General features: G+C 43.6%; 19 protein-coding genes and 21 tRNA genes. 11 read left to right on the top strand and 29 right to left on the bottom strand.

Annotation, left to right across the window (positions count from 1 at the left end; genetic code table 11):
* The first annotated feature begins 382 nt into the window (after nt 1-382).
* The 3 genes from HWQ43_RS31520 (at nt 383) to ctpC (ending at nt 3,954) form a co-directional block, all read left to right on the top strand.
* A complete protein-coding gene (locus tag HWQ43_RS31520; RefSeq protein WP_292740907.1) occupies nt 383-961 on the top strand; it encodes an SMI1/KNR4 family protein in 579 nt (192 codons plus the stop codon).
* Between the two features lie 247 nt (nt 962-1,208).
* The gene (gene ispG, locus HWQ43_RS31515) at nt 1,209-2,435 is read left to right on the top strand and encodes a (E)-4-hydroxy-3-methylbut-2-enyl-diphosphate synthase (protein ID WP_292740905.1); all 1,227 of its coding nucleotides are present in this window, start codon (nt 1,209-1,211) and stop codon (nt 2,433-2,435) included.
* A gap of 235 nt (nt 2,436-2,670) precedes the next feature.
* Nucleotides 2,671-3,954 (top strand): carboxyl-terminal processing protease CtpC, encoded by a 1,284-nt coding sequence (ctpC, locus tag HWQ43_RS31510; RefSeq protein WP_292740903.1) that lies wholly within the window; start codon nt 2,671-2,673, stop codon nt 3,952-3,954.
* A 78-nt stretch (nt 3,955-4,032) separates the two neighbouring features.
* Here the strand turns inward: ctpC and HWQ43_RS31505 are convergent, their stop codons facing one another.
* The 3 genes from HWQ43_RS31505 to HWQ43_RS31495 all read right to left on the bottom strand — a co-directional run bounded on the left by HWQ43_RS31505 (nt 4,033) and on the right by HWQ43_RS31495 (nt 6,612).
* Nucleotides 4,033-4,218 carry a DDE transposase family protein gene (locus HWQ43_RS31505; RefSeq protein ID WP_292740902.1) on the bottom strand — a complete coding sequence of 62 codons (186 nt, stop codon included), beginning with the start codon at nt 4,216-4,218 and terminating at the stop codon, nt 4,033-4,035.
* A 134-nt stretch (nt 4,219-4,352) separates the two neighbouring features.
* The gene (locus HWQ43_RS31500) at nt 4,353-6,080 is read right to left on the bottom strand and encodes a succinate dehydrogenase/fumarate reductase flavoprotein subunit (protein ID WP_292740900.1); all 1,728 of its coding nucleotides are present in this window, start codon (nt 6,078-6,080) and stop codon (nt 4,353-4,355) included.
* Nucleotides 6,081-6,294: 214 nt separating this feature from the next.
* Nucleotides 6,295-6,612 carry a hypothetical protein gene (locus HWQ43_RS31495; RefSeq protein WP_099102821.1) on the bottom strand — a complete coding sequence of 106 codons (318 nt, stop codon included), beginning with the start codon at nt 6,610-6,612 and terminating at the stop codon, nt 6,295-6,297.
* Nucleotides 6,613-7,129: 517 nt separating this feature from the next.
* On the opposite strand from HWQ43_RS31495, the gene HWQ43_RS31490 reads away from it, so the two are divergent.
* A complete protein-coding gene (locus HWQ43_RS31490) occupies nt 7,130-7,960 on the top strand; it encodes a hypothetical protein (RefSeq protein WP_292740898.1) in 831 nt (276 codons plus the stop codon).
* Nucleotides 7,961-8,042: 82 nt separating this feature from the next.
* Here the strand turns inward: HWQ43_RS31490 and HWQ43_RS31485 are convergent, their stop codons facing one another.
* The 4 genes from HWQ43_RS31485 to pds form a co-directional block, all read right to left on the bottom strand.
* On the bottom strand, nt 8,043-9,365 hold the full coding sequence (locus HWQ43_RS31485; RefSeq protein WP_292740896.1) for an ABC transporter substrate-binding protein: 1,323 nt from the start codon (nt 9,363-9,365) through the stop codon (nt 8,043-8,045).
* Nucleotides 9,366-9,557: 192 nt separating this feature from the next.
* Nucleotides 9,558-9,649, bottom strand: a tRNA-Ser gene (locus tag HWQ43_RS31480).
* Nucleotides 9,650-9,781: 132 nt separating this feature from the next.
* Complete coding sequence (gene crtB, locus HWQ43_RS31475) at nt 9,782-10,714, bottom strand: 15-cis-phytoene synthase CrtB (RefSeq protein ID WP_292740894.1); 933 nt, start codon at nt 10,712-10,714, stop codon at nt 9,782-9,784.
* Entirely contained in the window at nt 10,698-12,137 is a 1,440-nt protein-coding gene (gene pds / locus HWQ43_RS31470) for a 15-cis-phytoene desaturase (protein ID WP_292740892.1), read from the bottom strand. Before pds ends, crtB begins: the two co-directional genes overlap by 17 nt.
* A 438-nt stretch (nt 12,138-12,575) precedes the next feature.
* Here pds and HWQ43_RS31465 point away from each other — a divergent pair, with 438 nt between their 5' ends.
* Nucleotides 12,576-13,664 (top strand): glycoside hydrolase family 3 protein, encoded by a 1,089-nt coding sequence (locus HWQ43_RS31465; RefSeq protein ID WP_292740890.1) that lies wholly within the window; start codon nt 12,576-12,578, stop codon nt 13,662-13,664.
* A 101-nt stretch (nt 13,665-13,765) separates the two neighbouring features.
* On the opposite strand, the gene HWQ43_RS31460 is transcribed toward HWQ43_RS31465, so the two are convergent.
* From HWQ43_RS31460 to HWQ43_RS31420, 9 genes are all read right to left on the bottom strand, one after another.
* Nucleotides 13,766-13,836, bottom strand: a tRNA-Lys gene (locus HWQ43_RS31460).
* 264 nt (nt 13,837-14,100) lie between these two features.
* A tRNA-His gene (locus tag HWQ43_RS31455) sits at nt 14,101-14,174 on the bottom strand.
* A gap of 9 nt (nt 14,175-14,183) precedes the next feature.
* Nucleotides 14,184-14,257 (bottom strand) — tRNA-Ala (locus HWQ43_RS31450).
* An 84-nt stretch (nt 14,258-14,341) separates the two neighbouring features.
* A tRNA-Arg gene (locus HWQ43_RS31445) sits at nt 14,342-14,415 on the bottom strand.
* Between the two features lie 6 nt (nt 14,416-14,421).
* A tRNA-Val gene (locus tag HWQ43_RS31440) sits at nt 14,422-14,497 on the bottom strand.
* Between the two features lie 5 nt (nt 14,498-14,502).
* Nucleotides 14,503-14,574 (bottom strand) — tRNA-Gly (locus HWQ43_RS31435).
* Between the two features lie 4 nt (nt 14,575-14,578).
* Nucleotides 14,579-14,651, bottom strand: a tRNA-Thr gene (locus HWQ43_RS31430).
* A gap of 7 nt (nt 14,652-14,658) precedes the next feature.
* Nucleotides 14,659-14,735 (bottom strand) — tRNA-Met (locus HWQ43_RS31425).
* Between the two features lie 10 nt (nt 14,736-14,745).
* Nucleotides 14,746-14,818, bottom strand: a tRNA-Leu gene (locus HWQ43_RS31420).
* Between the two features lie 9 nt (nt 14,819-14,827).
* On the opposite strand from HWQ43_RS31420, the gene HWQ43_RS31415 reads away from it, so the two are divergent.
* Complete coding sequence (locus HWQ43_RS31415; protein ID WP_292740889.1) at nt 14,828-14,965, top strand: hypothetical protein; 138 nt, start codon at nt 14,828-14,830, stop codon at nt 14,963-14,965.
* Here HWQ43_RS31415 and HWQ43_RS31410 read toward each other — a convergent pair.
* From HWQ43_RS31410 to HWQ43_RS31365, 10 genes are all read right to left on the bottom strand, one after another.
* Nucleotides 14,951-15,021, bottom strand: a tRNA-OTHER gene (locus HWQ43_RS31410). The two genes, HWQ43_RS31415 and HWQ43_RS31410, sit on opposite strands and share 15 nt — an antisense overlap.
* A gap of 6 nt (nt 15,022-15,027) precedes the next feature.
* Nucleotides 15,028-15,102, bottom strand: a tRNA-Phe gene (locus HWQ43_RS31405).
* 21 nt (nt 15,103-15,123) lie between these two features.
* Nucleotides 15,124-15,198, bottom strand: a tRNA-Arg gene (locus HWQ43_RS31400).
* Between the two features lie 4 nt (nt 15,199-15,202).
* Nucleotides 15,203-15,292 (bottom strand) — tRNA-Ser (locus HWQ43_RS31395).
* Between the two features lie 4 nt (nt 15,293-15,296).
* Nucleotides 15,297-15,398, bottom strand: a tRNA-Tyr gene (locus HWQ43_RS31390).
* Between the two features lie 7 nt (nt 15,399-15,405).
* Nucleotides 15,406-15,478 (bottom strand) — tRNA-Glu (locus tag HWQ43_RS31385).
* A 63-nt stretch (nt 15,479-15,541) separates the two neighbouring features.
* A tRNA-Trp gene (locus HWQ43_RS31380) sits at nt 15,542-15,613 on the bottom strand.
* A gap of 84 nt (nt 15,614-15,697) precedes the next feature.
* Nucleotides 15,698-15,770, bottom strand: a tRNA-Cys gene (locus HWQ43_RS31375).
* A gap of 3 nt (nt 15,771-15,773) precedes the next feature.
* Nucleotides 15,774-15,850, bottom strand: a tRNA-Glu gene (locus HWQ43_RS31370).
* Between the two features lie 4 nt (nt 15,851-15,854).
* Nucleotides 15,855-15,928: transfer RNA gene (locus tag HWQ43_RS31365), tRNA-Asp, on the bottom strand.
* Between the two features lie 187 nt (nt 15,929-16,115).
* Between HWQ43_RS31365 and HWQ43_RS31360 the strand changes: the two genes are divergently transcribed.
* Nucleotides 16,116-16,238 (top strand): hypothetical protein, encoded by a 123-nt coding sequence (locus HWQ43_RS31360; protein ID WP_292740888.1) that lies wholly within the window; start codon nt 16,116-16,118, stop codon nt 16,236-16,238.
* A gap of 200 nt (nt 16,239-16,438) precedes the next feature.
* Nucleotides 16,439-17,284 (top strand): polysaccharide deacetylase family protein, encoded by an 846-nt coding sequence (locus tag HWQ43_RS31355; protein WP_292740887.1) that lies wholly within the window; start codon nt 16,439-16,441, stop codon nt 17,282-17,284.
* 34 nt (nt 17,285-17,318) lie between these two features.
* On the opposite strand, the gene HWQ43_RS31350 is transcribed toward HWQ43_RS31355, so the two are convergent.
* Together HWQ43_RS31350 and HWQ43_RS31345 are read right to left on the bottom strand one after the other, a co-directional pair.
* Complete coding sequence (locus HWQ43_RS31350; RefSeq protein WP_292740886.1) at nt 17,319-17,708, bottom strand: alr0857 family protein; 390 nt, start codon at nt 17,706-17,708, stop codon at nt 17,319-17,321.
* Nucleotides 17,709-17,724: 16 nt separating this feature from the next.
* Nucleotides 17,725-18,231, bottom strand: coding sequence for an HNH endonuclease (locus HWQ43_RS31345; protein ID WP_292740934.1), 507 nt, complete (start codon nt 18,229-18,231; stop codon nt 17,725-17,727).
* Between the two features lie 437 nt (nt 18,232-18,668).
* Between HWQ43_RS31345 and HWQ43_RS31335 the strand changes: the two genes are divergently transcribed.
* From HWQ43_RS31335 to HWQ43_RS31325, 3 genes are all read left to right on the top strand, one after another.
* On the top strand, nt 18,669-19,004 hold the full coding sequence (locus tag HWQ43_RS31335) for a hypothetical protein (protein ID WP_094347436.1): 336 nt from the start codon (nt 18,669-18,671) through the stop codon (nt 19,002-19,004).
* 651 nt (nt 19,005-19,655) lie between these two features.
* The gene (locus tag HWQ43_RS31330; protein ID WP_292740932.1) at nt 19,656-21,704 is read left to right on the top strand and encodes a GAF domain-containing sensor histidine kinase; all 2,049 of its coding nucleotides are present in this window, start codon (nt 19,656-19,658) and stop codon (nt 21,702-21,704) included.
* Between the two features lie 8 nt (nt 21,705-21,712).
* The gene (locus HWQ43_RS31325) at nt 21,713-22,300 is read left to right on the top strand and encodes an SRPBCC family protein (RefSeq protein WP_292740884.1); all 588 of its coding nucleotides are present in this window, start codon (nt 21,713-21,715) and stop codon (nt 22,298-22,300) included.
* A 94-nt stretch (nt 22,301-22,394) separates the two neighbouring features.
* Here HWQ43_RS31325 and HWQ43_RS31320 read toward each other — a convergent pair.
* Nucleotides 22,395-22,467, bottom strand: a tRNA-Glu gene (locus tag HWQ43_RS31320).
* Nucleotides 22,468-22,748 lie beyond the last annotated feature (281 nt).

Raw genomic sequence — 22,748 nt, 5'->3', positions numbered from 1 at the left:
CCCAGCCATACACAGATACACCCCTCTCATACGAGAAGTAGATTACCATATTTCGGTATTAGTGGGATAGGTTCCTGATTTCAATCCCCAAATTTAAGAATAGCCTGAGCTTCTGGATGCTTCTACTGCTTCTATGGCTTTCTGGAATGTAGATGTTTTTTCTAGCATGGGCGTTAAAGCATTTGGTGATAAGTCTAATTTAGCTGGTGGTAGGGGCGCTCGCTCCTCATTTTCCTTGCTTAATAGTATATTTGTATTATAAAAACCTAAATTTAGCGATCGCTCTCATCCAAACTTCGCAACATCGCCAACCGTCGATCTAACCACTCATCTGTAAACCAACCATAAGGCAAAATATTTATAATCCGAGGCAGCTACAAGTATGCAGGAAATTTGGACAAGAATAGAATTCTGGCTCAAAGCTAATACTCCACAAGTTCTTGATACATTGAACCCTGGAGCATCAGAGAGTCAGATCGAGGCATTAGAAGACGCTCTGCTGATACAATTTCCTGATGATGTCAAGAGTTCTTACCGTATCCATAATGGACAATTAGCCCACGATTATGGGCTGATTAATGGACGAGAATTTCTATCTCTTGAACGTATTCAAAATGAATGGCAAGTTTGGAAGGAACTTCTAGATGGAGGTAATTTCGATGGTTGTGAAAGTCAGCCAGAACCAGGAATAGGAATTTGTACAGATTGGTGGAGTCCGTTATGGATACCACTAACCTATGACGGTGCTGGCAATCACGATTGTCTAGACTTAGCTCCTGCTAAAGGTGGCAAAGTTGGGCAAATTATTCAGATGTGGCACGATGACGGCGAGAGAGAACTCGTCGCTTCAAGTTTTCAGAACTGGCTAGAGGAATATGCCACTGGTTTAGAATCTGGTCAATATGTTTTCTCCCATGAATACGGAGGTATAGTCAAAGCGGATAGTATCTGGTGTCTGTAAATTTAGGAGCAACGCAACTTAGTCTGGTTAAAGCGATCGCACTCAAGCTACTCACTTAAAAATATTTTAAGTAATATATCTTTACAAATGAGCAAGACTCTTCAATTGCTCTTTATTTCTTTGTCTGTGTTATTTTCCATTTTTTTCTATACTAATCGTCCAAAAGAGGCACTAGCTGTGGCAATCTGGGAAACAGAGATTTATTAAATCTGATATTTGAGCAACAGCAAATTTACCTAATCAGGTTATGCAAACTCTGCCCACAGTAAACACTTCAAGCATCACATCAACTCAAGATACCTTTGATACAACTATCAAGCGGCGTAAAACCCGTGCTGTAAAGGTGGGAAATGTCACCATTGGCGGTGGCTACCCGGTTGTAGTGCAGTCAATGATTAACGAAGACACTCTTGATATTGATGGTTCCGTAGCTGGTATTCGTCGTCTGCACGAAATTGGCTGCGAAATTGTCCGCGTCACCGTGCCAAGTATGGCTCATGCTAAAGCTTTAGGGGAAATTAAACAAAAATTAATTAAAACTTACCAAGACGTGCCAATTGTGGCTGATGTCCATCACAACGGACTGAAAATCGCCGTGGAAGTTGCCAAGCACATAGAAAAAGTGCGGATTAATCCAGGCTTGTATGTGTTTGAAAAGCCAAATATCAATCGAACTGAATATACTAAAAGCGAATTTGACGAAATTGGCGAGAAAATCCGCGAAACCTTAGAACCTCTGGTAGTTTCTTTGCGCGAGCAAGGAAAATCAATGCGAATTGGGGTAAATCACGGTTCTCTGGCTGAGAGAATGCTATTTACTTACGGTGACACCCCCGAAGGAATGGTGGAATCTGCCATAGAATTCATCCGCATCTGTGAATCTTTAGATTTCCGCAACTTGGTAATTTCTATGAAAGCCTCACGAGTCCCGGTGATGGTGGCCGCCTATCGCCTCATCGCCAAGCGCATGGATGAACTGGGTATGGATTACCCGCTACATTTAGGCGTTACGGAAGCCGGTGATGGCGAATACGGGCGAATTAAATCCACAGCAGGCATTGCCACATTACTTGCTGATGGCATTGGTGATACAATCCGCGTCTCACTGACAGAAGCACCAGAAAAAGAAATTCCCGTCTGTTACAGCATTCTCCAAGCTTTGGGATTGCGAAAAACGATGGTGGAATACGTCGCTTGTCCTTCCTGTGGACGCACTTTGTTTAATCTAGAGGAAGTGCTGCACAAAGTTCGGGAAGCCACTAAACACTTAACTGGTCTTGACATTGCAGTTATGGGTTGTATTGTCAATGGTCCCGGAGAAATGGCAGATGCTGACTATGGCTACGTTGGCAAAACACCTGGTTATATTTCTTTGTATCGTGGTCGAGAAGAAATTAAAAAAGTCCCAGAAGATAAAGGTGTAGAGGAATTAATTAACCTCATTAAGGCAGATGAACGCTGGGTAGAACCTTAAAAGAGGCAGGGGAGCAGGGAAAAATTTAAGTTGCAGTAAGTTTTTCCCCTCTGCACCTCTACCTCTTGTACCCACTGCCCCATACCCAAAAACTTTGTATCTTTTGACCACCAAGGCCGCCTGATTGTCAAGTATTTTGTTTAAATTAAGAATACATACTAGGTCTGTACAGTGGTAGCCTGTGTTAGATTGAGCATACTGACTATATTATTTTCCCTCTGACGCAGCTGTCATTATGGTGATTACAAAAAGTAGACTTGTTTTGGGTGCTACGGCAGTTACACTCTCCACGATCGCTGTTACTAGCCTTGGCATTCATTCGCGAGGTCAGGCTTTATTTAAAGCAAGTCCTAAAGAATTAGTAGATGAAGTTTGGCAAATTGTTCAGCGCCAATATGTCGACGGTACTTTTAATCAGGTAGATTGGCAGGCTGTTCGTAAGGAATACTTGAGCAAGTCCTACAGTAATCCGCAAGATGCGTATAAGTCCATTCGGGAAATGCTGAAAAAGCTAGAAGACCCCTACACCCGGTTTATGGACCCAGAAGAATTCAAAAATATGCAAGTTGATACCTCTGGAGAATTGACAGGGATTGGGATCACCATTAGTCAGGATGAAAAAACCAAGCAATTGGTTGTAATTGCGCCAATCGAAGATACACCAGCCTTTAAAGCTGGTGTTTTGGCAAAAGATATCATTCTCAAAATTGACGGCAAAGATACTAAGGGGATGGATACTAATCAGGCAGTATCCTTGATTAGGGGTGAAGCAGGATCTAAAGTCAGCTTGACTATTCAGCGTGACGGTAAGACAAAACAGTTTGACATTAAACGGGCACGCATTGAAATCCATCCAGTTAAGTTTTCTCAAAAGAAAACCCCAGCCGGAAATCTTGGCTATATCCGCTTGAACCAGTTCAGCGCCAATGCTGGTAAAGAAATGCAAACTGCTATCAAAGATTTAGAAAGCAAAAAGGTAGCTGGATATATTCTGGATCTGCGTGGTAATCCAGGCGGCTTACTCTTCTCCAGTGTGGATATTGCCAGGATGTGGATAGATAAAGGTAAGATTGTCTCCACTGTTGAACGCCAAGGAGAGGCAGAAAAGGAAGAAGCAAACGGACGAGCCTTGACCACTAAACCATTGGTGGTGTTGGTAGATAAAGGTTCAGCTAGTGCCAGTGAAATCCTCTCAGGGGCTTTGCAAGATAATAAGCGTGCTACTTTGGTTGGTACTCAAACCTTTGGTAAGGGACTAGTGCAATCGGTGCGTCCTCTGGAAGATGGCTCAGGATTAGCGGTGACAATTGCTCATTACTATACTCCCAATGGTACAGATATCAATCACAAAGGCATTTCGCCAGATGTGAAGGTGGATTTGAGCAAAAAGCAGATGGAAGATTTGTGGCTCCATGAACGTGACAAACTCGCTACTCTTGCAGATCCTCAATTCGCTAAAGCAGTGGAAGTGATAGGTAAAAAAATTGCTGCTAAGGGTACACCTACAGCAGAAAAATGAAGAGTTAGGAATAAAGTTAGGAGTGAATAGTGAGGAGTTAGGAATAAAGTCCATCACTGTCAACTTCTAACTACTAACTTAAACTGGTTTGCACTTTCCAGCCCTAATAAGTCCGACACGTCGAGCGATCGCTTCTTCTTGCGAACTAAAAGGCCCCCATTGTTCTATAATTTCTAGATTATCGTTGCCAACTTGGTCGCTGGGGATAATTTCACAGCTTCCAACAGAACGCTTGACAATATACCAAGTTTGTGAATCGTTCATATTTTAAATAAAAATTTTGTTTTTATAGTCAGAATTTTACGACATATAGAAAATATTTTCGCACTTACTGTTATTAATCGAGGTGGACAAAATTTTTGTAGTCCCCTCGATTTCTGACATACATTTACCTTTAACTAATACTTCCGCTCTTTTGGCTCAAACATAGTAATCGCCACTGGCCGATATTGAATATCAATTCCCGCTGGTGAATAGTAAGCCATTGTGTGTTTGAGAAAGTTCGTATCATCTCGCTGGGAATAGTCTTCGCGGAAATGAGCGCCACGACTTTCTTGGCGATTTAGGGCTGATGCCAAAATGGTCTGCCCTACTACCATCAAACTTCGCAATTCTAAGGCTTCTACGAGTTCTGTATTCCAGCAACTACCTTTGTCATCTAAATAAATTTGAGGGTATTTTTGTTGTATTTCTTCTAGTTTCTGCAAACCTTCAGTCATTAATGCCTCAGTGCGGAAAACACCGCAGTACTCAGTCATACAATCCTGAAAAGCTTCACGGACTTGGTTAATACGGTACTGTCCTGGTTGTTCTAGTAAAGCTTGAATTTGTTGCTGGGCTTCTGTTATGTACCGTTGCTCATCTATAGAGGGCAACTTACGTTTTTGCACAAATTTGGCGATCGCAGCCCCAGTTCTCTTACCATAAACTACACATTCCAATAGTGAATTGCTCCCCAAACGATTTGCACCATGTACGGAAACACAAGATGTTTCACCCGCAGCAAAGAAAGCATCAACTAAACCATCGCCACTACTGCGAACTTGGCCATCGGTGTTAACTGGGATACCACCCATACAATAGTGAATTGTCGGGCGGACTGGCATGGGTTGAGTTACTGCGTCAACGCCTACTAGACGATGGGCTTCTTCCCAACAGAAGGGAACGCGACTCATAATTTTTTCTTTGCCGAGATGGCGCAGATCCAGATAGACAAAGGGGCCACCAGCACTGCCATCGAGATGAATACCACGTCCGGCGCGAATTTCGTAAGCGATCGCGCGTGAGGTAATATCACGAGGAGCTAGTTCCATGCGACTGGGTGCATAATTCGCCATAAAGCGATCGCCTTCACTATTAATCAGATACGCCCCTTCTCCCCGTACTGCTTCTGAAATCAGCACCCCTACTGGATATAAGCCAGTGGGATGAAATTGGACAAATTCCATATCTTCCAGGGGTAAACCTGCGATCGCAGTCATTGCCAAACCATCACCTGAAGAAGCGTAATCATTAGAAGTAGTGTTATAAACGCGACCATAGCCCCCTGTGGCGAACATCACTGCCTTAGCCCGCACCACCTCGATATGTCCATCCAAAAGATGGAACATGACCACACCCTTGGCTTCATTTTCTTCCAAAATGAGACGCATCACGTACCACTCTTCATAAACTTGCACCCCATAACGCCGCAAATTGTTAACCAATTCGTGCAAAATCGCGTGACCAGTTTTATCAGCGGCGTAGCAAGTGCGGTTGTGAGAATGTCCGCCAAAAGCGCGTTGGGCAATGCGCCCATCGGATAAGCGAGAGAACAAAACGCCCATGTGTTCCAAGTCAATGACCACACCTGGCGCTTCTTGGGTGAGAATTGCTACGGCATCTTGGTCTGCCAAGTAATCAGAACCCTTGACAGTATCAAAAGCATGTGCTTCCCAACTATCCTCTGAATCAACATTTTTCAGCGATGCAGCCATACCACCTTGAGCCGCAACCGAGTGGGAACGAATTGGGTGAGTTTTGGCAACCACAGCAATATTTAAACTAGGGTCAGTGCGGGCAATTTCTACAGCAGCGCGACATCCTGCTAATCCACCCCCGACAATAATCACATCGTGTTCCAGCATAATTAGCCCCCTGATTGCAAACCACTGCTGTTCTATTGTAGAGAGGTGATTAATCAGCTAGTGCGTTGTAACAGTAGCATCTCTACAAAAAAATTCCCTGCCTACAGACAGGGAAGTTATAACAAATTTTGAAATTAGGAGTGAAAAGTTAAAAACAAAGAGTTATGGCACAGATAAAGTGACTCATAACTCATAATTCATAACTCCTAACTCTTTAGCTAGTTGCTTGTACAGGTTGTTGTTGAGACACATTACCTGGTATAGGTTCCATTTTGGTTCCCGGCCCTACAGGACTGACTTCAATATGATTTAACAAGGTAGTGACAAACGCAAACAACAAGAAAGGTAGCGATAGCAGAACGACGAGACCCGCTGTTGCTAAAGCGTACACGGGTCGCTTGGCACCCATCAGCGCCAAAGCTGATGCCAAACTTAGGGTAATCGTAATCAACCAAACAATTATTTGACCGTAGATATCACCGAAAGTCAGGGTACAGACAAACCGATACTTTTGAATATTATTTTCGCTCATCACATTTGCCTCCAGTCTCTCCTAATAGGTTCTACGTTAGAACTATGTTTGCCTTCTAGGCAATTTCTAAATATTTTTGCAAGCTTCGTAATATCACTTCACAATTTAGCTGCCTTTGGCGGTAAGACAGCTATCCTAAAAAACTTCTTCTCTGCATTAGGAGAGGTTGCGATCGCCTTCTTAACAAAGACTATCTTGGTTTTAGGAAAATGGACTATTTGTCATCTATCAAATTCAGGATATTTCAAATAAATATATCAATTCTATTTAATTTGTGAAAATTGCAACTCACAAATTCCCGACCTTGTAAAAGTTGTTGGGTATCTTGTTTTTGACGAGTGATTCAGAATTGCTATAAAATTTAATTTTTTGCTAGTAAATATTAACTAGAGAATCAAATAAAGTCAGAATACAAAAACCGATTTTTTGATGTTAAATTTTGAATATTGCCCGAATTTGTTGACTTAAATCAACAAAAATCTTTATTTTTCATGGCAACATTGTTTTAGGAGTGAACGTGAATACTATTTTTCTTCGTAAAGGTGTTTTTTGGTTGCCAAGTATAGCTGCTCTTGCATTCCTGAGTAACGGTTTATCTGCAAGCGCCCAAACAGTAGACAAGTTGAGCAATCAGCCATTAACCGAACCTTCCGCAACTGTAGCGTCTTTCAAAGAGTTTAGCCAAAATCTTTCTACAGAAACAACTGAAACTTTTACAGTCACAAATTTAACTAAGGTAGAGCAGTTACCCAACAATGCGATACAAGAAAACGCCAGTGTAACACCCATACCCGTTCCTGGCACAGTGGCGACCTCATCTGCAACGCTCACCTCTGAACCTGTACAACCGACTTCTCAAACTACTGTTACTATTGAACCATCTGCGACAAGAGTGGCGCAATCAGATATTGATTTAGGTAGAACTACTGGTGGTGGTAGTAGCTATCTTGGCGTCGCTGGTAACATTGGTTTGAGTGGTGGTGACACGTCTTTGGGCGACGCTAACTTTGCAGTAGTCAGTAAAATCGGACTGACAAATTCTATATCAGTGCGACCCTCAGCTGTATTTGGCGACAACACCACAGTTCTACTTCCGATCACCTACGATTTTACCTTCAAATCAGCAGATGCTTTTAGCGAACCATTAGCGATCGCACCTTACGTCGGAGTGGGTGCAGCTTACAAAACTGGTGATGATTCGCAATTTGCCTTTTTGGTGTCTGGTGGCATTGATGTGCCTCTAACTTCTCAATTTACGGCAACAGCTGCTATCAATGCCGGATTTTTCGATGAAACTGATGTGGGCTTGTTGTTAGGAGTTGGTTACAACTTCAGTGGGATTAAATAGTTAAGAATTAGGAGTTAGGAGTTAGGAGTTATTAAGATTAAATTATTAAATTCATAACTCATCACTCCTAACTCCTAAGTTTCTACTTAGGGGTAACTTTGTCAATCACCTTGATTGTGCCATTGTCTCCTACTGTCCAAACATCATAGACACCGATGACATCGCCGTTAGCATCAACATCTACGTTGCCGCTGGCTCCTTGGTAGTTAATCTTTTTACCATCTTTAAGTAACTTCAGTCCCTCGCAGACATCACTAACTTCTGTGCCAGGCCCATCAGCAACTTCCCGGATTTTGCTGGCTATACCAACGCCTGTATTTTCTTTAGCAGCTTGCGCTGCCAATGTCAATAAAGCTGCTGCATCCCAAGCTTGAGGAGCATATTCCCCTGGCGCACCACCCTTTTTATCCTTCCACAGCTTGTTGAAAGCTTCTAATGCTTTACCATCGGAACCCGGTACTGTACCGATCGCTCCAGTTAAAATATATTTACCATCACTGCCTTTGCCAACTTGTTCGGGAAAAGTCGGTGACTTTACCCCATCTGTCAGCAGAATCTGTACTCCCTTCGCCACACCTTGCTGATAGGCGGCTTTCAGAAACAGGCTACCAGTTTCTGCATAGAGTACAGCCAGAACTGCATCTGGCTTACCAGCAAAAGCAGCAGCCGCTTCTGTATCAAATGTTTGAGCTTTTGGATCGTAGCGGACAGGCTTATCTTTATTAACTATAGTTCCACCCAATTTTTCAAAAGTTTGCACGAATGCTTTTTCAAAGCCTACGCCATAGTCGTTATTAATTACAACTGTAGAAACTCGCTTGAAACCTTTTTTTCTGGCAAGTTGGGCTAAAGCTAGTGCTTGGTAGGTATCAGGGGGAGCTGTACGTGCCCAAAAGCCTTTATAGTCGCCTTTTTGAGCCTTTTCGGTAAAGACGGGACTGGTACTACCAGGAGAAACCAGCATTACTTTATTTGGAGTGGCAATGGAGACTGCTGCACTAGAAACGCTACTAGCAAAGGAACCAACTACACCTGCTACTTTATCTAAAGTTGCTAGTTTAGTCATACCAGCAGCTCCAGCTTTCGGGTCGGTTTGGTCGTCTACTTGCACCAAGGTAACTGATTCGCCATTCACCCCACCGCAAGCGTTAACCGTATCGACCAGTAAAGGTACGGAACCTAGCATCTGCTGTCCGACAGAAGCCAAGTCGCCTGTTGTCGGTAGCAAGGAACCAATTTTTAACCCTTTAGCACTGCTTGTAGTAGTTGAGTTTGCCGCTGGGGTAGCGGTATTTGCGTTGTTAGCTGTGCCGTTGGGGGTACTGCTATCACCACAAGCCCCAAGTAGAAACCCAGCCGCGAGGGTAGCTATACTTAAACTTAAGGCGGCGCTAATTTTTCTCATAAATTACTTTTACTCCTCAGATATTTAGGAGCCTAAAAATAAGATCCAAACTAGATTTTTAACTTAGCTGGATCTTATCAAGACTCCAAAGGATAAATCATATCATCCATCTTTGGGAGTAGAAATATTGACGCCGATATTAGTATTACTTTTTGTACACAGAATATACTCTGTGTATCAAAAGCTGAAAAACGGAGAGGGAGGGATTCGAACCCTCGGTACGGAGTTGCCTGCCGTACAACAGATTAGCAATCTGCCGCTTTCGACCACTCAGCCACCTCTCCTGACTCACGAATATCAATGTTACCAGACTTGCTAGTAAGAGTCAATAGTCATTTGTCATTGGTCATTTGTGATGGTCATTGGTTATTTATAAAACACCGAGGACTAAGGACTAGGGACAAATGACTAATTTTTTAAAGGACTTGCGATCGCATCCAAGCTATGGGCAAGGTGCGTAACTTTTTCCACTGGGGAACGTAAGCCCGCTGACTGAATACATCGTAATCATTGCGTTCAATCGCCTCCAAAATTTGACCGTACAGCATTGATGCTGCCCACACAGGCCAACGGGCATCGGATGCTAAATAAGTAATTCCCTGGTCGGATGTGGTGTAAAATTGGCGGGCGCGGTCAATTTGAAAGCGCATCAATGCCCGCCAACGATCGTCTACCACACCTTTTAAGAAGTCTTGCTCGGTATAGTTGAATTTTGCCAAGTCTTCCAGAGGAATGTAGATCCGTCCCCGTTTGGCATCTTCTCCCACATCCCGCAGGATGTTGGTGAGTTGATTGGCAATTCCGAGAGCGATCGCTTGTTCTATGGGAACATAAGGTTGTTTGTTCTGTTGCCACGGTGCTGCATATATGGTGTTATCCACACCCATAACTGATGTTGACATTAGGCCAACAGTGCCAGCAACACGGTAACAGTAGAGGTATAAATCCTCAAAGGTTTCATAACGACTGCGATATAAGTCCATGCGCTGACCGGCAATCATATCCCGAAATGGCTGAATGTCCATCGGAAAGCGCTGGAGAGTATCAACTAAAGCTACATCGTAATTTTCTAATGGACGCCCCGCAAAAATCGATTCCAGCTGCTGTTCCCATAGGTCTAGGGTTTCTGGCGTGGTAATAGCAGATGCGGGGCCATCCACCAATTCATCTGTACGGCGACACCAAGCGTAAATTGACCAAATAGATTGACGTTTTACCGGACTCATAAGCAAAGTACCCAGGTAAAAAGTCTTGGCATACTTTGCTGTGAGATGCCGACAAAGTTTGTATGACTCGTCTACAGAGACCAGCGTTTTCATGCGCGGCGGGGAATCAGGCAGTTGCAGCATTCGTTGCGGGCGGTCGGGTGAGCGTTTGCAGGTTTGAGGAATTTGCTACCGGGAGGGCCTCAGAAATCGCCTGCGCTGTCAGCTTACCAGAAAGTACGGCACCTTCCATACTGGCTAAGTAGCGTTGCATGGTGTAATCCCCGCTGAGATAGAAGTTACTAATGGGGGTTGTTTGCGAGGGACGGTACTGTTGACGACCAGGGGTCGCTTTGTAAACTGAACGGGGCGTTTTCACCACATGAGATTTCAGCAATGTTGCTGGATTGTCTCCCCCAAAGTGGTCGGGGAAGAGTTTTTCTAACTCGGCAATAGTTGCAGCCACAATCTCCTCATCAGATTTGGCAATCCAATCTTTTGCCGGGGCTAGAACTAATTCCAGCATCGAGCGTTCGGGGTTGGCGTATTCACGGCAGGTATTGCTCATATCAGCATAAACGCTTAGGAGGGGCGATCGCGAGAATAGCAAGTGATCAATTTGCGTAAGTTTACGATCAAACCACAAATGCACGTTAATCACAGGCACTCCTTCCAACCCGTCTAGCTTTTGGAAAAACTCCATTTCTTTCCAAGGTGCTGGCAAAATCACCTTCAGAGGGTCAACCGGCATGGCAGATACATACAAATCCGCCGTGAAAACTTCATCTTCCTCTCCATTCAACCCCCGAATCAAGTATCCTTTGACGCTACCATCGGCGTTTAGCAAAATCTCTTTTAAGGGGGCATTCAAGCGGACTTCTCCACCGCGTTCGGTGATGTAATCCACTATCGGCTGACACAATCGTTCTGTTGGCGAACCATCCAGAAAGGCCATTTTCGAGCCATTTTTTTCCTGGAGGAAACGATTGAGGGCAGTTAAAAGAATGGTTGCCGAAATTTCATCTGGGTCGATGAAATTCAGCGACTTGGCCATGGCAATAAAAACTTCTTTATTGACCCGTTCTGGAATGTTGTGTTTACGTAGCCAATCTGTCCAGGAATATTTGTCCATTTCTTCAACGTACTTTTGCCCCTGAATCATGACCGGCAATAACCCGATGCCAAAGCGGATTTTTTCTGGCCATGTCAGCATGTCGTTGTTTCGCAGAATTGCCACTATACCATTAATTGGTGCCGGCAAATCTGGGAAATCAAAGCGGCTGTAAGTACCTGGTGCATCTGGTTGGTTGAAGATCATTGTGTGTTCTTTCCACTGCAACCGATCTTCAATATCCAGTTCTTTGAATAACTGCAACATATTGGGATATGCGCCAAAAAAGATGTGCAGACCTGTTTCGTACCAGTCTCCATCAGCATCTTTCCATGCGGCCACTTTACCGCCTAGAACGTCTCGACGTTCCAAGACAATGGGTGTGTGACCTGCGTCTGTAAGATATTTCGCGCAGGAAAGTCCTGCTAGTCCCGCTCCCGCGATCGCTACTCGCATGTAACCCTACTGCTCTTCAATATTTCTTAACCGTTTTATCGTTCTCATTATACGTTGCAATCCGTTACATTTGGCAGTGATTGTGCGATCGCTTCCCCAAAAAACTTTTGCCAAAGGGAATTTTACCTACGCGCACTTGCACAAGCAAATTGCCAATACCATTGTTGGCAATAGCTTTGCGCCATGCACTTTATCTATATTTACATGCAAGTGATTTAGGGAAACAAAAGTATTTCCTTCGACTGAAAATAGCTAATTTTAAAAGTTTTCTTAAAGTAGTTGATTTCTTTGCTAATTTGTGTATTTGCTCTGAAAAAATATCTGGGGCATTACTTAAAAGAAAACTTTCCTCTCCCTATAAGGGTGTAGGATAAATGTTTATGTCCTCTAGGTTGAACAACCAAGTTGTTTACCGCACAACTTAATAGGTAAAAGATTATGGGTGTATCGCAGGAGCTAAAGCGCTTTGGACATCACTTAATTTTAGGTATTTCCGGCACTACATTAAGCGATGACGATAAACGCGCACTCAATGAATTAAAACCGATTGGGGCGATATTTTTTGCTAAGAACTTTTTGGATGGCACTCCATATCAGGTTTGGTTGGAAAGCTTCAAGGATTTGAATAAACAGATACGAGAATATACTGAACGTGATTCCATGTTCCTCACTCTCGATCATGAAGGAGGTCGTGTAATTCGTACACCACCGCCAATTACCCGCTTTCCTCATGCTTTTTTACTGCGATCGCACGCTTATGAAGTAGCAAAAGCCACAGCGGTAGAACTCAAATCACTGGGAATCAATTTATCTTGGGCACCCGTAGCCGATATTTTTTCCCATCCCGATAATCCCGTGATTGGACCTCGCGCCTTTGGTAACACTCCCGAAACTGCTACTCAAGGTGCCCGTGACTACTACCTTGGACTTCGAGATTCAGGAATTTTGGGATGCGCTAAACACTTCCCCGGACATGGAGACACGAGCAAGGACTCTCACATTGAGCTACCAATACTGAATTTAACTCTAGAAGACCTGCGACTTCGAGAAATTATACCCTTCAGAGCTTTAATCGAAGTACAGATTCCTTTGATTATGACTGTCCATATCTTATTTCCCAAGATAGATCCTGATGTGCCAGGAACGCTTTCTCAGGCTATCCTCAAAACCATACTTAGAGAGGAACTTGGCTTTGAGGGAGTAGTTGTATCTGATGATTTGGATATGAAAGCTATTTCAGATATGTTTATGAAAGCTGGTACTGTGGCGCGGTCATTTAATGCAGGCTGCGATTTGTTTATTGTGTCGCGTAATATTAATTCATCATCTATTGAAAGAACTTATCGGATTGCTGAAGATTTTGCTGATTCGCTCAGTAACGGTAGCTTAGATGAAGCAGTCCTAGAAGCAGCTAGAGAAAGAATTGAGAAACTACTGGCAGTAACACCGCAATATCCCATACATGCTTTGGATAAAGATGTATTATTGCAACATGCTCAACTAGCGATCGCTAGCTGCTACTCATAACCCAACGCGCATTCAAGTTGCATATTAGCAATTGCCAAAAGGCTAACTAAGATTGCATTTCTTAATTTTTAATTTTTAATTTTTAATTTTTAATTGTTTAGTGGGTGGTATAGGGGTCGAACCTATTTCTGCGGGTTAAAAGCCCGCTGCACAGCCGGTATGCCAACCACCCTAGTTAATTTAAATAAGAAATGAGCAAGTGCGATCGTATTACATCGCAAATCTTGTAACACCAACACTAGATATAAATCCACCAGGGAGGTACTGCCCCTCCTATTTCTGTGTTATCAGCACAGCGCCTCGCTTTTCGGCTCCAGGTGGAAAAAGAGGAAGATGGAGGAATCGTAGCTTGCTTCCCGTAGGGTACCCCTACAGTTGCCCGTACTCCAAGGTTCAAGCTTGGTTGCCGACCATTCAGCAGCATCTTCCATTGAGGGGTATCTGACGGGGCTTGAACCCGCTATGACTGGTTCCACAAACCAGCGCCTCGACCACTTTGGCTTCAGACACCATCATCAGTGGAATCAATGGGAATTGAACCCATAACCTCCTGCTTGCAAGGCAGGCGCTCTAGCCATTTGAGCTATGACCCCATCAAATAAGTAAAAAGAGCAAAGTAAAAACTAAAAAGAAAGAGAAATATTAAATTCATTCTTTTGACTTTTGACTTGTTTAGGCGGGAGTGGTAGGACTTGAATCCACAACTTTCGAGGTAGAAGCTCGAAGCTCTATTCCATTGAGCTACACTCCCAATATTTGGTAGTCCTGGCAGGATTTGAACCTGCAACCTCTTGCTTGTAAGGCACTTGCTCTACCGTTGAAGCTACAGGACTACGCAAGCGAGTGGAGGGACTTGAACCCACGCGCTGAGTATGGCGCACTCAGATGCTACCGATTACATCACACCCGCATCAAGCTGGTAACAGGAATTGAACCTGCAACCTACTGATTACAAGTCAGTTGCTCTGCCAATTGAGCTACACCAGCACTGTTTTGGTGACGGGGGCAGGAGTTGAACCTGCCGATGTTCAGGTTATGAGCCTGACGAGCCACCGTTGCTCTATCCCCGCATATTCACCAATACCCCTGACTGGATTTGAACCAGCAACCTCTTCGTTCTAAGCGAAGCGCCTCTTCCATTGGGCTACAAGGGCAAAGTCTTAGTGGCAGCGAACCTGCGACCTGGAGTTCCCGAAACTCCCGCGCTCCCATCTGCGCCACACCCAGATATTTTGGTACTCTCGACAGGATTTTGCGACTTACCAATTCGTCCACCCGGCAATGAATGGCTGCCTCAGTAGGACTCGAACCTACAACCGCGCGGTTAACACTTGCTCTGCCATTGAGCTATGAGGCAACGAAGCCCCCCAGGTCGGAATCGAACCGACGACCTCCTGTTTTTCAAACAGGCGCTAACTACCAACTGAGCTACCGGAGGATAGGAGAAGAGATTATGTAACGAGAGTGGAGGGATTTGAACCCTCACGTCTTCAGTTTCGTAGACTGAGATGTTATCCAGTTACACCACACTCTCAAAACGGAGAGAACAGGATTTGAACCTGCGACGGGTATTAATTACCCGCTTCCTCTTAGCAGGAGGACGCTTTTAGCCACTCAGCCACCTCTCCATAGTGGGTCGAGCAGGATTTGTAGCTTGCTTCCCGAAGGGTACCTGCGCGCAAAAAAGAACAGTTTTACAGACTGTCGCCTTCAACCAGACTCGGCCACCGACCCATAATCATTCCCCCGACGAGAATTGAACTCGCATCTGTGCTTTGAAAGAACACTGACTTAACCATTCGTCCACGAGGGCATAATTGAGCGAATTTTAGATTTTGGATTAAATTTATTAATCTCAAAAATCCAAAATTGTCTGACGCAGGGGCTAGGATTTGAACCTAGAACATCGGATTTGGAGTCACGAGGTGTTGCCGTTACACCATCCCTGCATTTGGTAGCAGTGGCGGGACTTGAACCCGCATCGACCCGGTTATGAGGCAGGGGCTTTACGTTAAGTTACACTGCGGCACCAGAGGCTGAGGTGAGATTTGAACTCACGATGTCGGTTTTGCAGACCAATGCCTTCGACCACTTGGCTACTCAGCCATTTGGGAGTCCCGACGAGATTCGTACTCGCAATCTTCAGTTTGAGAAACTGACGGCTTAAACTATTCACCTACAGGACTGCAACCAGGGTGACGGGACTTGAACCCGCAACATTTCCGCAGACAACGGAACGCTCTAGCCAATTGAGCTACACCCCGATTTTTTGGAATCTGTACCTAAACCTTGAGGTTTTTAGGCACAGATTTTGTTGGTGAACTTGCCCATTTCTTATTTAGTTTTCAAGGTTCAGAAAATTGACTTTTTACTGTTAGAAACTGTTAAAAAAACAACCGAAATTCTAGGTAGCAAGCCTGTTGTGTATTACGGATGTATTCAGTGGTTTTGATGAGTGCAAAATTAGAACTTTTTTCATTTATTGCCTCTACTGCCGATGGTTTGCAAGTAAAAGCAGCTTTGTTGGCTGGGGACTCTGGTTTATTCCAACGCCTGTCCTTTAGTTGTATGTAGAACATAAATTTGACTCTTGAGAAGCTTTGTCTTTCGCCTCACTACAAATATACTACAAAATACTACAAGAGGTGTCAAGGGGTTTTAGAAAGTTTTTTTTAAATTGTCTATAAAAGCTTCTGCACTTATATTTGAGCTTGCTAAACCCTTTGAAAAGTCAAACTACAGCTTATGATTGGGTGAATCTTTAAAAGCCTGATGTGACAGACAATTACCTCAAGCGACAACAGATAATTAGTATTGTCGCGATCGCCTCTAGTCTTACAGCTTGTAGTATTGTTCCAGGTATCTCCCCACAATCGGGGTTGAACCAGCCACTAAGCAAAATTCATACTGCACTTCAAGATCCAGCAAAGGGCCAAATTAATGCCCAGCTACCGCCATCAGCCAAAGTAGAAAACCCTACCTTTACAGTCCCAGCGAAATTTCAGGGAAAAACAGTTTATAAGGTACAACCCAGCAACAACGAAAAGGTTATTGCTCTCAGCATTGATGATGGACCCTGGCCAAAAACAACCCTAGAAATGCTGGATATCTTGAAGCAAAATGATGTTAAAGCAACATTCTTTTGGGTAGGACAAGCTTTACAAGCAAATCCAGACTTAGCCAAGCGTGAAGTAGCCGAGGGACACGCTATTGGCAACCATACTTGGCATCATTGGTATCGGCGAATGGATGAAGCCACAGCCAAGAGTGAAATTGATCGCACAGCCGATTTGATATACAAAACTACAGGAGTCAAAACTTCTCTGTTTCGTCCTCCTGGAGGCTTTTTAAATAACGGACTAGCCGCTTACGCGAAAAGCCAGAAAGATGCTGTCATTATGTGGTCGCTAACTTCCGCTGATACCGATCCTCACGCCAAACCCCAGGCATTTGTAAATAATGTCCTGAAAGGCGCGAAATCTGGTTTTATTGTTTTAATGCATGATGGTGGTGGCGATCGCCACAGAACTGTAGAAGCTTTGCCACAAATTATCAGCGGACTCAAACAGCAAGGCTACCGATTTGTGACAATTCCTGAACTGCTAAAAATGGCGCAATAGAGGGTGAGGACAATTTCTCACCCGACTATTTCGTTTATTCACTCATGACAGAAGCACAAGATTGAGCTTCCTGCCAAAGTTTGTGCAAAAAGAACTCAGCGCGATCGCTCATAGTAGTGACAAACACACCGATAGAATCCTTAGAACTAGCTGATAGCCAAGAACCCCGCAGGGTGACTTCCATATATTCGGCATCGCACGCACAGAGGACAATGATTTCTCTGTCATCTCTTTTTACCTCAGACCTCAGTACTTCTACTCCTGGCAAATCAACAGGAAGCAAAAAGGAAGCGGTAGTGGGTTCAATGCACAAACCTTGCCCAACTCGCAGGGCTAAAATCACTCGTTGCGCTACCCATTCTTCTAGCGACAAAGTGACACATTCCAAATCAAAACTGCTTTCAGTGTAAGTTAATTTCAGCATTTCTTATGCTCTCCTGTTATTCCAGGTTTGCTTGCATATCTATCCAAAACTGTTCAGCAAAAGAAATCGCGGGGTGGATTGGCGATTTTGGTTTGGTACGCAGTTGCATACCAGTTTCAAACAGGGTGCGATCGCCTTTACGGGAGTTACATCTTTCACAAGCTGTGACTACGTTATCCCAAGTGTGAGAACCACCTTTAGAACGCGGCATCACATGATCTAGCGTTAGATGTTTGCTGCTACCGCAATATTGGCAACTGTGATGGTCTCGTCGCAATACTTCCCGCCGATTCACTGGCGGAACTTTCCACATCCGCTCATTAGAAGTGATTGTCAAGCGAATATGTTTTGGCACATCAATTACCAAACTGGGTGAGTGAACTTGCCATCCGCTTTCTCTGGTAAAACCCAGCGGTTGCGCCTTGTTGGTTACTAACAGCACAATCGCCCGCTTGATATTGACCCGACATAGTGGCAAGTAATTTTGAGAAAACACCACCACAGATTGCTCTAACACTTGCATTGCGTTCGCGCCGCGCATGGAAGATATCGTCACAGCTTAACTCCTTATAAAAAAACCCCCGCTTCAAGTTTTCGGTGAAGCGGGGGTTAGAATTGACCGGAAAATTTTCTGGTCTCATATCGGTACAGGATTCCTTCGCCTGTACCCCCCGCTTTTTTGATTTAGTTGTGGTTTTGCAATTAGTGCACTAAAGCCTACATACTTATAATCATCATTCCCCTCTGTGATTTGCCCATGATTTCGGCTACCATCGCCCATAAATAAATACTCCACTTCCATAGCAGCTGATTCCCAATTGGTTCGGCAATTGGTAAGGCACAAAATTGAAGTAGAGATGGGGTAAATGGATTTCACAGAAAATTTCACCTATTGAACATTCCTTTAAACATACTACACTTGTATTACTATCCTGTCTATACCTTTAAGGAGAAAAACTGATGCATACGATCGCTCGCACCCCAACCACCGATATGGAAGTTACCAGCATTCGCCTAGAACGGGAACTCAAAGATAAGCTCAAAGAAATAGCTGGGAATCAGGGATATCAAGCTCTGATCCGAGATATCCTTTGGAATTATGTCCAGCAAAAATCAGGTGAGTGGAAGCCTCGATTTTCGCGATCCGACATTCGAGCTAGCATAGCTGCCACAGCTCAACAAGAAGAACGCTGTGTACTTACAGGTCAACTAATTCAACCCCAAGAACCGATGTTGTTAGGACTAACGAGGAATGGCGATATGGTTCCTCTGAGTGTCGAGAGCTTGGCTGGATAAACTTCGTCCATTTTGAAACCTGGTGTAGGGCGGGCATCTAGCCCGCCACCACCAACAGGGAGTACAAAATGCTCTTATTACTTTAAAAAATATAGTTCTGAAAATAGATGTCGTTTAGTTTTATATTCAAACGAATGCAGCCTAGTTATTTTTACTACTGGGCTGCATTTAAAATTTAGCCAAAATTGCAACCTCCTCCTACCTCCTTTACTTTTATTGATATTTTACTGAGAGTTACGGAGATCAAGGAGTAGCTTGTTAAACCTACTAGTTTTTCAAAAAATGTAATAAAACTTTATAAACAGGTTGCGTAATTTTACGCGCTTAAAAGGGGAATTTTGCTGTAATTCCAGAGAAATTACGGTTTATGTATACTTACAGACAGGATAGAGTTAGTAATTATTTCAAGATAGAGTAGTTAAAAATAAGCTAACTTAAGCATTTATAGGATATCTTAAGAATTTTATTACTTATGTACCAATGTAGCAATTTGTGTAGCAATTTGCTTGATTCAATGGAAATTTGGCTATCTGAGATAGAAAAGGGCTATAACAGGTGAGAGAAAGTATTCACACAAAATTTGTCAATTATTCAGGGTGTAGCAACACAACTAACGGTGAAGAATATGCCAAGAGGTTGGGTGCAAGAACAATGGGGTTATTATCGGAGGGCGGGCCAGAAATGAAAAAACCTTTATCATCGCCGCCACATTACATAGATGACATAGATCGACTACAACCTTACCAAGTCAAGCTGATGCAGCATCAGGAAGAACCTGCCCGCGAGTTGGTACAAAAAATTAACCAAATCATTGCTAATAGCTCTGCTACGGCTTTGATGCTGCAAGAGATTGCCCAATTGCTAGGAGTTGCTTTTCAAGTAGATTGCTGCTGCTTGGTTTCAGTGGCGGATGAGACATCTGACGAAGCAACTACTACTAATTGGTGTGCTGATGAGTTTCTAGGGTTGCCACACCCAGAAGAAATGTTTTCGATGGAACAGTTGCTTATGCACTCGCCAGTGCTGCAATGCGCTGCCCAACCATTGACTATTGAAGACATTTCGATCATTCAGAACAGTCTGGTAATTGGGTGTCAATATTTACCACTACCGATAAAAGCGGTTTTGGCAATTCCCACTCGCTTTGGTGGTAATAATAATGGAGTGATTAATCTGATTAAATTCCAACCTTATGAATGGAGTGAATCAGAAAAACAATTGCTCAAAGAAGTGGAGTCGGCTTGCGCGATCGCTTTTTCTGGAGTAGCACAAGCTCAACAAATTACTCATCAAGAGCAGTCCCTGCAAAAAAGTAAGCAACATCAAAGCTTGATCAAGCAATTAACCATATTGAGTCGTAGCAACTTGGAGCTGAATCAAATGCTCCAGTTAGTTATCGCCTCGACAGCCGAATCTCTACAGGCAGATCGGGGTCTGCTCATATTACTAAAATATACAGATCCACTATTTAAAACTCAAGCTAAAAAACAAATCCCCAAAGCGAAAGCTAATGTGATCGCCCAATGGGCTAGAGAAACACAAAATTCCGGCACTAGTAAACTAGACACCTTAGCTGAGTCTTTCTTGATTTCAGACTGTGGTTTATGCCAGCGTGCCTTCATGGATTCTGGAAAACCAGTAATCTTCGATGACTATACAGATCAAAACGATACCTTGACAGCTACTCCATTATTTGCGATAGAGAAATTGCCTGCGGTACTTTTAGTGCCATTGGAAAGTCAAGGTAAAATTTTAGGATTCTTGGTGCTACAGCAAGCTGTGATTCGCAATTGGCAACCAGAAGAATTAAATCTTGTGGAAATGGTTTGCGCTCAAGTGAGTAACGCCATAATTCAGTCACAGACATTGCGCCAAGTGCAAACCTTGGTAGATGAACGGACGGCAAAACTTCAGAGTAGTCTGGAACTCCAGGCAAAATTGCATGAAAGAACACGGCAGTATGTTGAGCAGCTACGGAAACTCAATGAACTCAAAGATGAATTTTTGAGTAACATGAGCGATCGCCTACGCTACCCCTTGACAAATATGCTGATGTCAATAAAAAACTTGCGTTTGCCAGGAATAGCACCAGAACGTCAGGGTAGATATCTAGATATTCTTGAGCAGGAATGTTCAAAGGAAATCAACTTGATTAATGACTTGTTGACACTCCAAAAGCTAGATTCGCCTCACGAAGCCCCGCAATTAGAATCTATAGATTTAAATACTAAAATTCAAGATATAGCAGCATCTTTTGAGAAAAAACTTGCGGAAAAGGGATTAAAAATTTCTGTAGATTTGCCGGAGGAATCGCTCAAACTGCAAACTGAACTGGAGAGTTTTGACCGCATCCTGCAAGAATTGTTAACGAATGCCTGTAAATACTCAGAGCCTGATACAATAGTCCGCCTTGAAGCGGTTCATCGAGTCGATCAACAAATCGATCAAGTTATCATGAAGGTGACGAATATAGGACGTGCCATTTCTGAAGAAGAAGCGACCTATATCTTTGATAAATTCCGTCGGGGAAAAGGGCGCTGGACTCCAGGGACTGGCTTGGGACTTGCTCTAGTCAAGTCTTTAGTGCAGCATCTCAATGGAGCGATCGCTGTTGCAAGTCTCCCAATTTCGGATTCTGAACAGAGCGAAATTTGCTTCACCTTGACTCTGCCCCAATTTTCTGACGAAAGCAAACCATAATTCTGAAAGTGACTAAAAAACAGAACACAACAGAGAACTCTGATTTGCAATCTTCCACTGATGACACCAACCTAGAAGGGGATTTGCTTGCTCAGGTAGAAGTTCAAATTGAGAAAATAGCAGAGCGACAGCGGCAAATCAGCGCTAAAGTCCAAATTCCCCACCCAGTGGAGCAAATCTGGAAGGTTCTGACAAATTATGAAGCCTTACCAGACTTCCTCCCCAACCTCGCCAAGAGTTGTCTAATCGAGCATCCCGATGGTGGAATTCGACTGGAGCAAGTAGGCTCCCAACGCTTACTGAATTTCAACTTTTGTGCGCGGGTAGTTCTAGATTTGGAAGAATGCTTCCCTAAAGCAATTAATTTCCGTATGGTAGAGGGAGATTTTAAAGGCTTTTCTGGTAGCTGGTGCTTAGAGCCTTATTCTTTCGGTGAGTATCTAGGAACAAATCTGTCCTATACAATTCAAGTTTGGCCTAAACTCACTATGCCAGTGGGAATGATTGAAAATCGTCTGAGCAAAGATTTGCGGTTAAATCTTTTGGCTATTCACCAACGTGTAGAAGAGCTAGCCAGCAAAGAACCGTATGCATAACAACAATTAAACCATCATTCAGGGTATTCCTGGATGATGGTTTTTATTGCTAGATTTCAGAAAAAAAAAGCTTTTGCTTTTTATTGTTTTTAAGTACCCCCAGGGGAATTCGAATCCCCGTTACCTCCGTGAAAGGGAGGTGTCCTAGGCCTCTAGACGATGGGGGCATCGGACTCAGACCTTTTATAAGTTAACCAATTTTCTTGCTCTTGTCAACAGGTTTTGCCAAAAAAAGTTTGTGGCAGCTAAACTGGGTGGAAGCAAAAGCTTGAAGAGGATACAAAGATATGGAGACAGATAAAAAAGCCCGTAGATACTTCTGCGGTCAGCCGCAGGGTGCGTCAGCGTTGGGTGTGGGGAATTTCGGGGTATACACATATCTAACAAACGCTGAAGACAGCAAGGAACAAAGGGTATGATGTTGTACCCTGTAGAGTTAATATCTACG

The sequence above is a fragment of the Nostoc sp. JL31 genome, assembly GCF_017114965.1.
GTDB classification, from domain to species: domain Bacteria; phylum Cyanobacteriota; class Cyanobacteriia; order Cyanobacteriales; family Nostocaceae; genus Nostoc; species Nostoc punctiforme_A.
This window is presented reverse-complemented; position numbering and strand designations above follow the sequence as displayed.

Excerpts from the sequence above, each read along its gene's own strand:
- HWQ43_RS31500 (WP_292740900.1), bottom strand. The coding sequence starts at position 6,080 with ATGCTGGAACACGATGTGATTATTGTCGGGGGTGGATTAGCAGGATGT.
- ctpC (WP_292740903.1), top strand. The coding sequence starts at position 2,671 with ATGGTGATTACAAAAAGTAGACTTGTTTTGGGTGCTACGGCAGTTACA.
- HWQ43_RS31465 (WP_292740890.1), top strand. The coding sequence starts at position 12,576 with ATGGGTGTATCGCAGGAGCTAAAGCGCTTTGGACATCACTTAATTTTA.
- HWQ43_RS31505 (WP_292740902.1), bottom strand. The coding sequence starts at position 4,218 with ATGAACGATTCACAAACTTGGTATATTGTCAAGCGTTCTGTTGGAAGC.
- HWQ43_RS31350 (WP_292740886.1), bottom strand. The coding sequence starts at position 17,708 with ATGCTGAAATTAACTTACACTGAAAGCAGTTTTGATTTGGAATGTGTC.
- HWQ43_RS31495 (WP_099102821.1), bottom strand. The coding sequence starts at position 6,612 with ATGAGCGAAAATAATATTCAAAAGTATCGGTTTGTCTGTACCCTGACT.
- HWQ43_RS31485 (WP_292740896.1), bottom strand. The coding sequence starts at position 9,365 with ATGAGAAAAATTAGCGCCGCCTTAAGTTTAAGTATAGCTACCCTCGCG.
- HWQ43_RS31335 (WP_094347436.1), top strand. The coding sequence starts at position 18,669 with ATGCATACGATCGCTCGCACCCCAACCACCGATATGGAAGTTACCAGC.
- ispG (WP_292740905.1), top strand. The coding sequence starts at position 1,209 with ATGCAAACTCTGCCCACAGTAAACACTTCAAGCATCACATCAACTCAA.
- HWQ43_RS31360 (WP_292740888.1), top strand. The coding sequence starts at position 16,116 with ATGAGTGCAAAATTAGAACTTTTTTCATTTATTGCCTCTACTGCCGAT.
- crtB (WP_292740894.1), bottom strand. The coding sequence starts at position 10,714 with ATGCTGCAACTGCCTGATTCCCCGCCGCGCATGAAAACGCTGGTCTCT.
- HWQ43_RS31520 (WP_292740907.1), top strand. The coding sequence starts at position 383 with ATGCAGGAAATTTGGACAAGAATAGAATTCTGGCTCAAAGCTAATACT.
- HWQ43_RS31330 (WP_292740932.1), top strand. The coding sequence starts at position 19,656 with ATGGGGTTATTATCGGAGGGCGGGCCAGAAATGAAAAAACCTTTATCA.
- pds (WP_292740892.1), bottom strand. The coding sequence starts at position 12,137 with ATGCGAGTAGCGATCGCGGGAGCGGGACTAGCAGGACTTTCCTGCGCG.
- HWQ43_RS31345 (WP_292740934.1), bottom strand. The coding sequence starts at position 18,231 with ATGCAAGTGTTAGAGCAATCTGTGGTGGTGTTTTCTCAAAATTACTTG.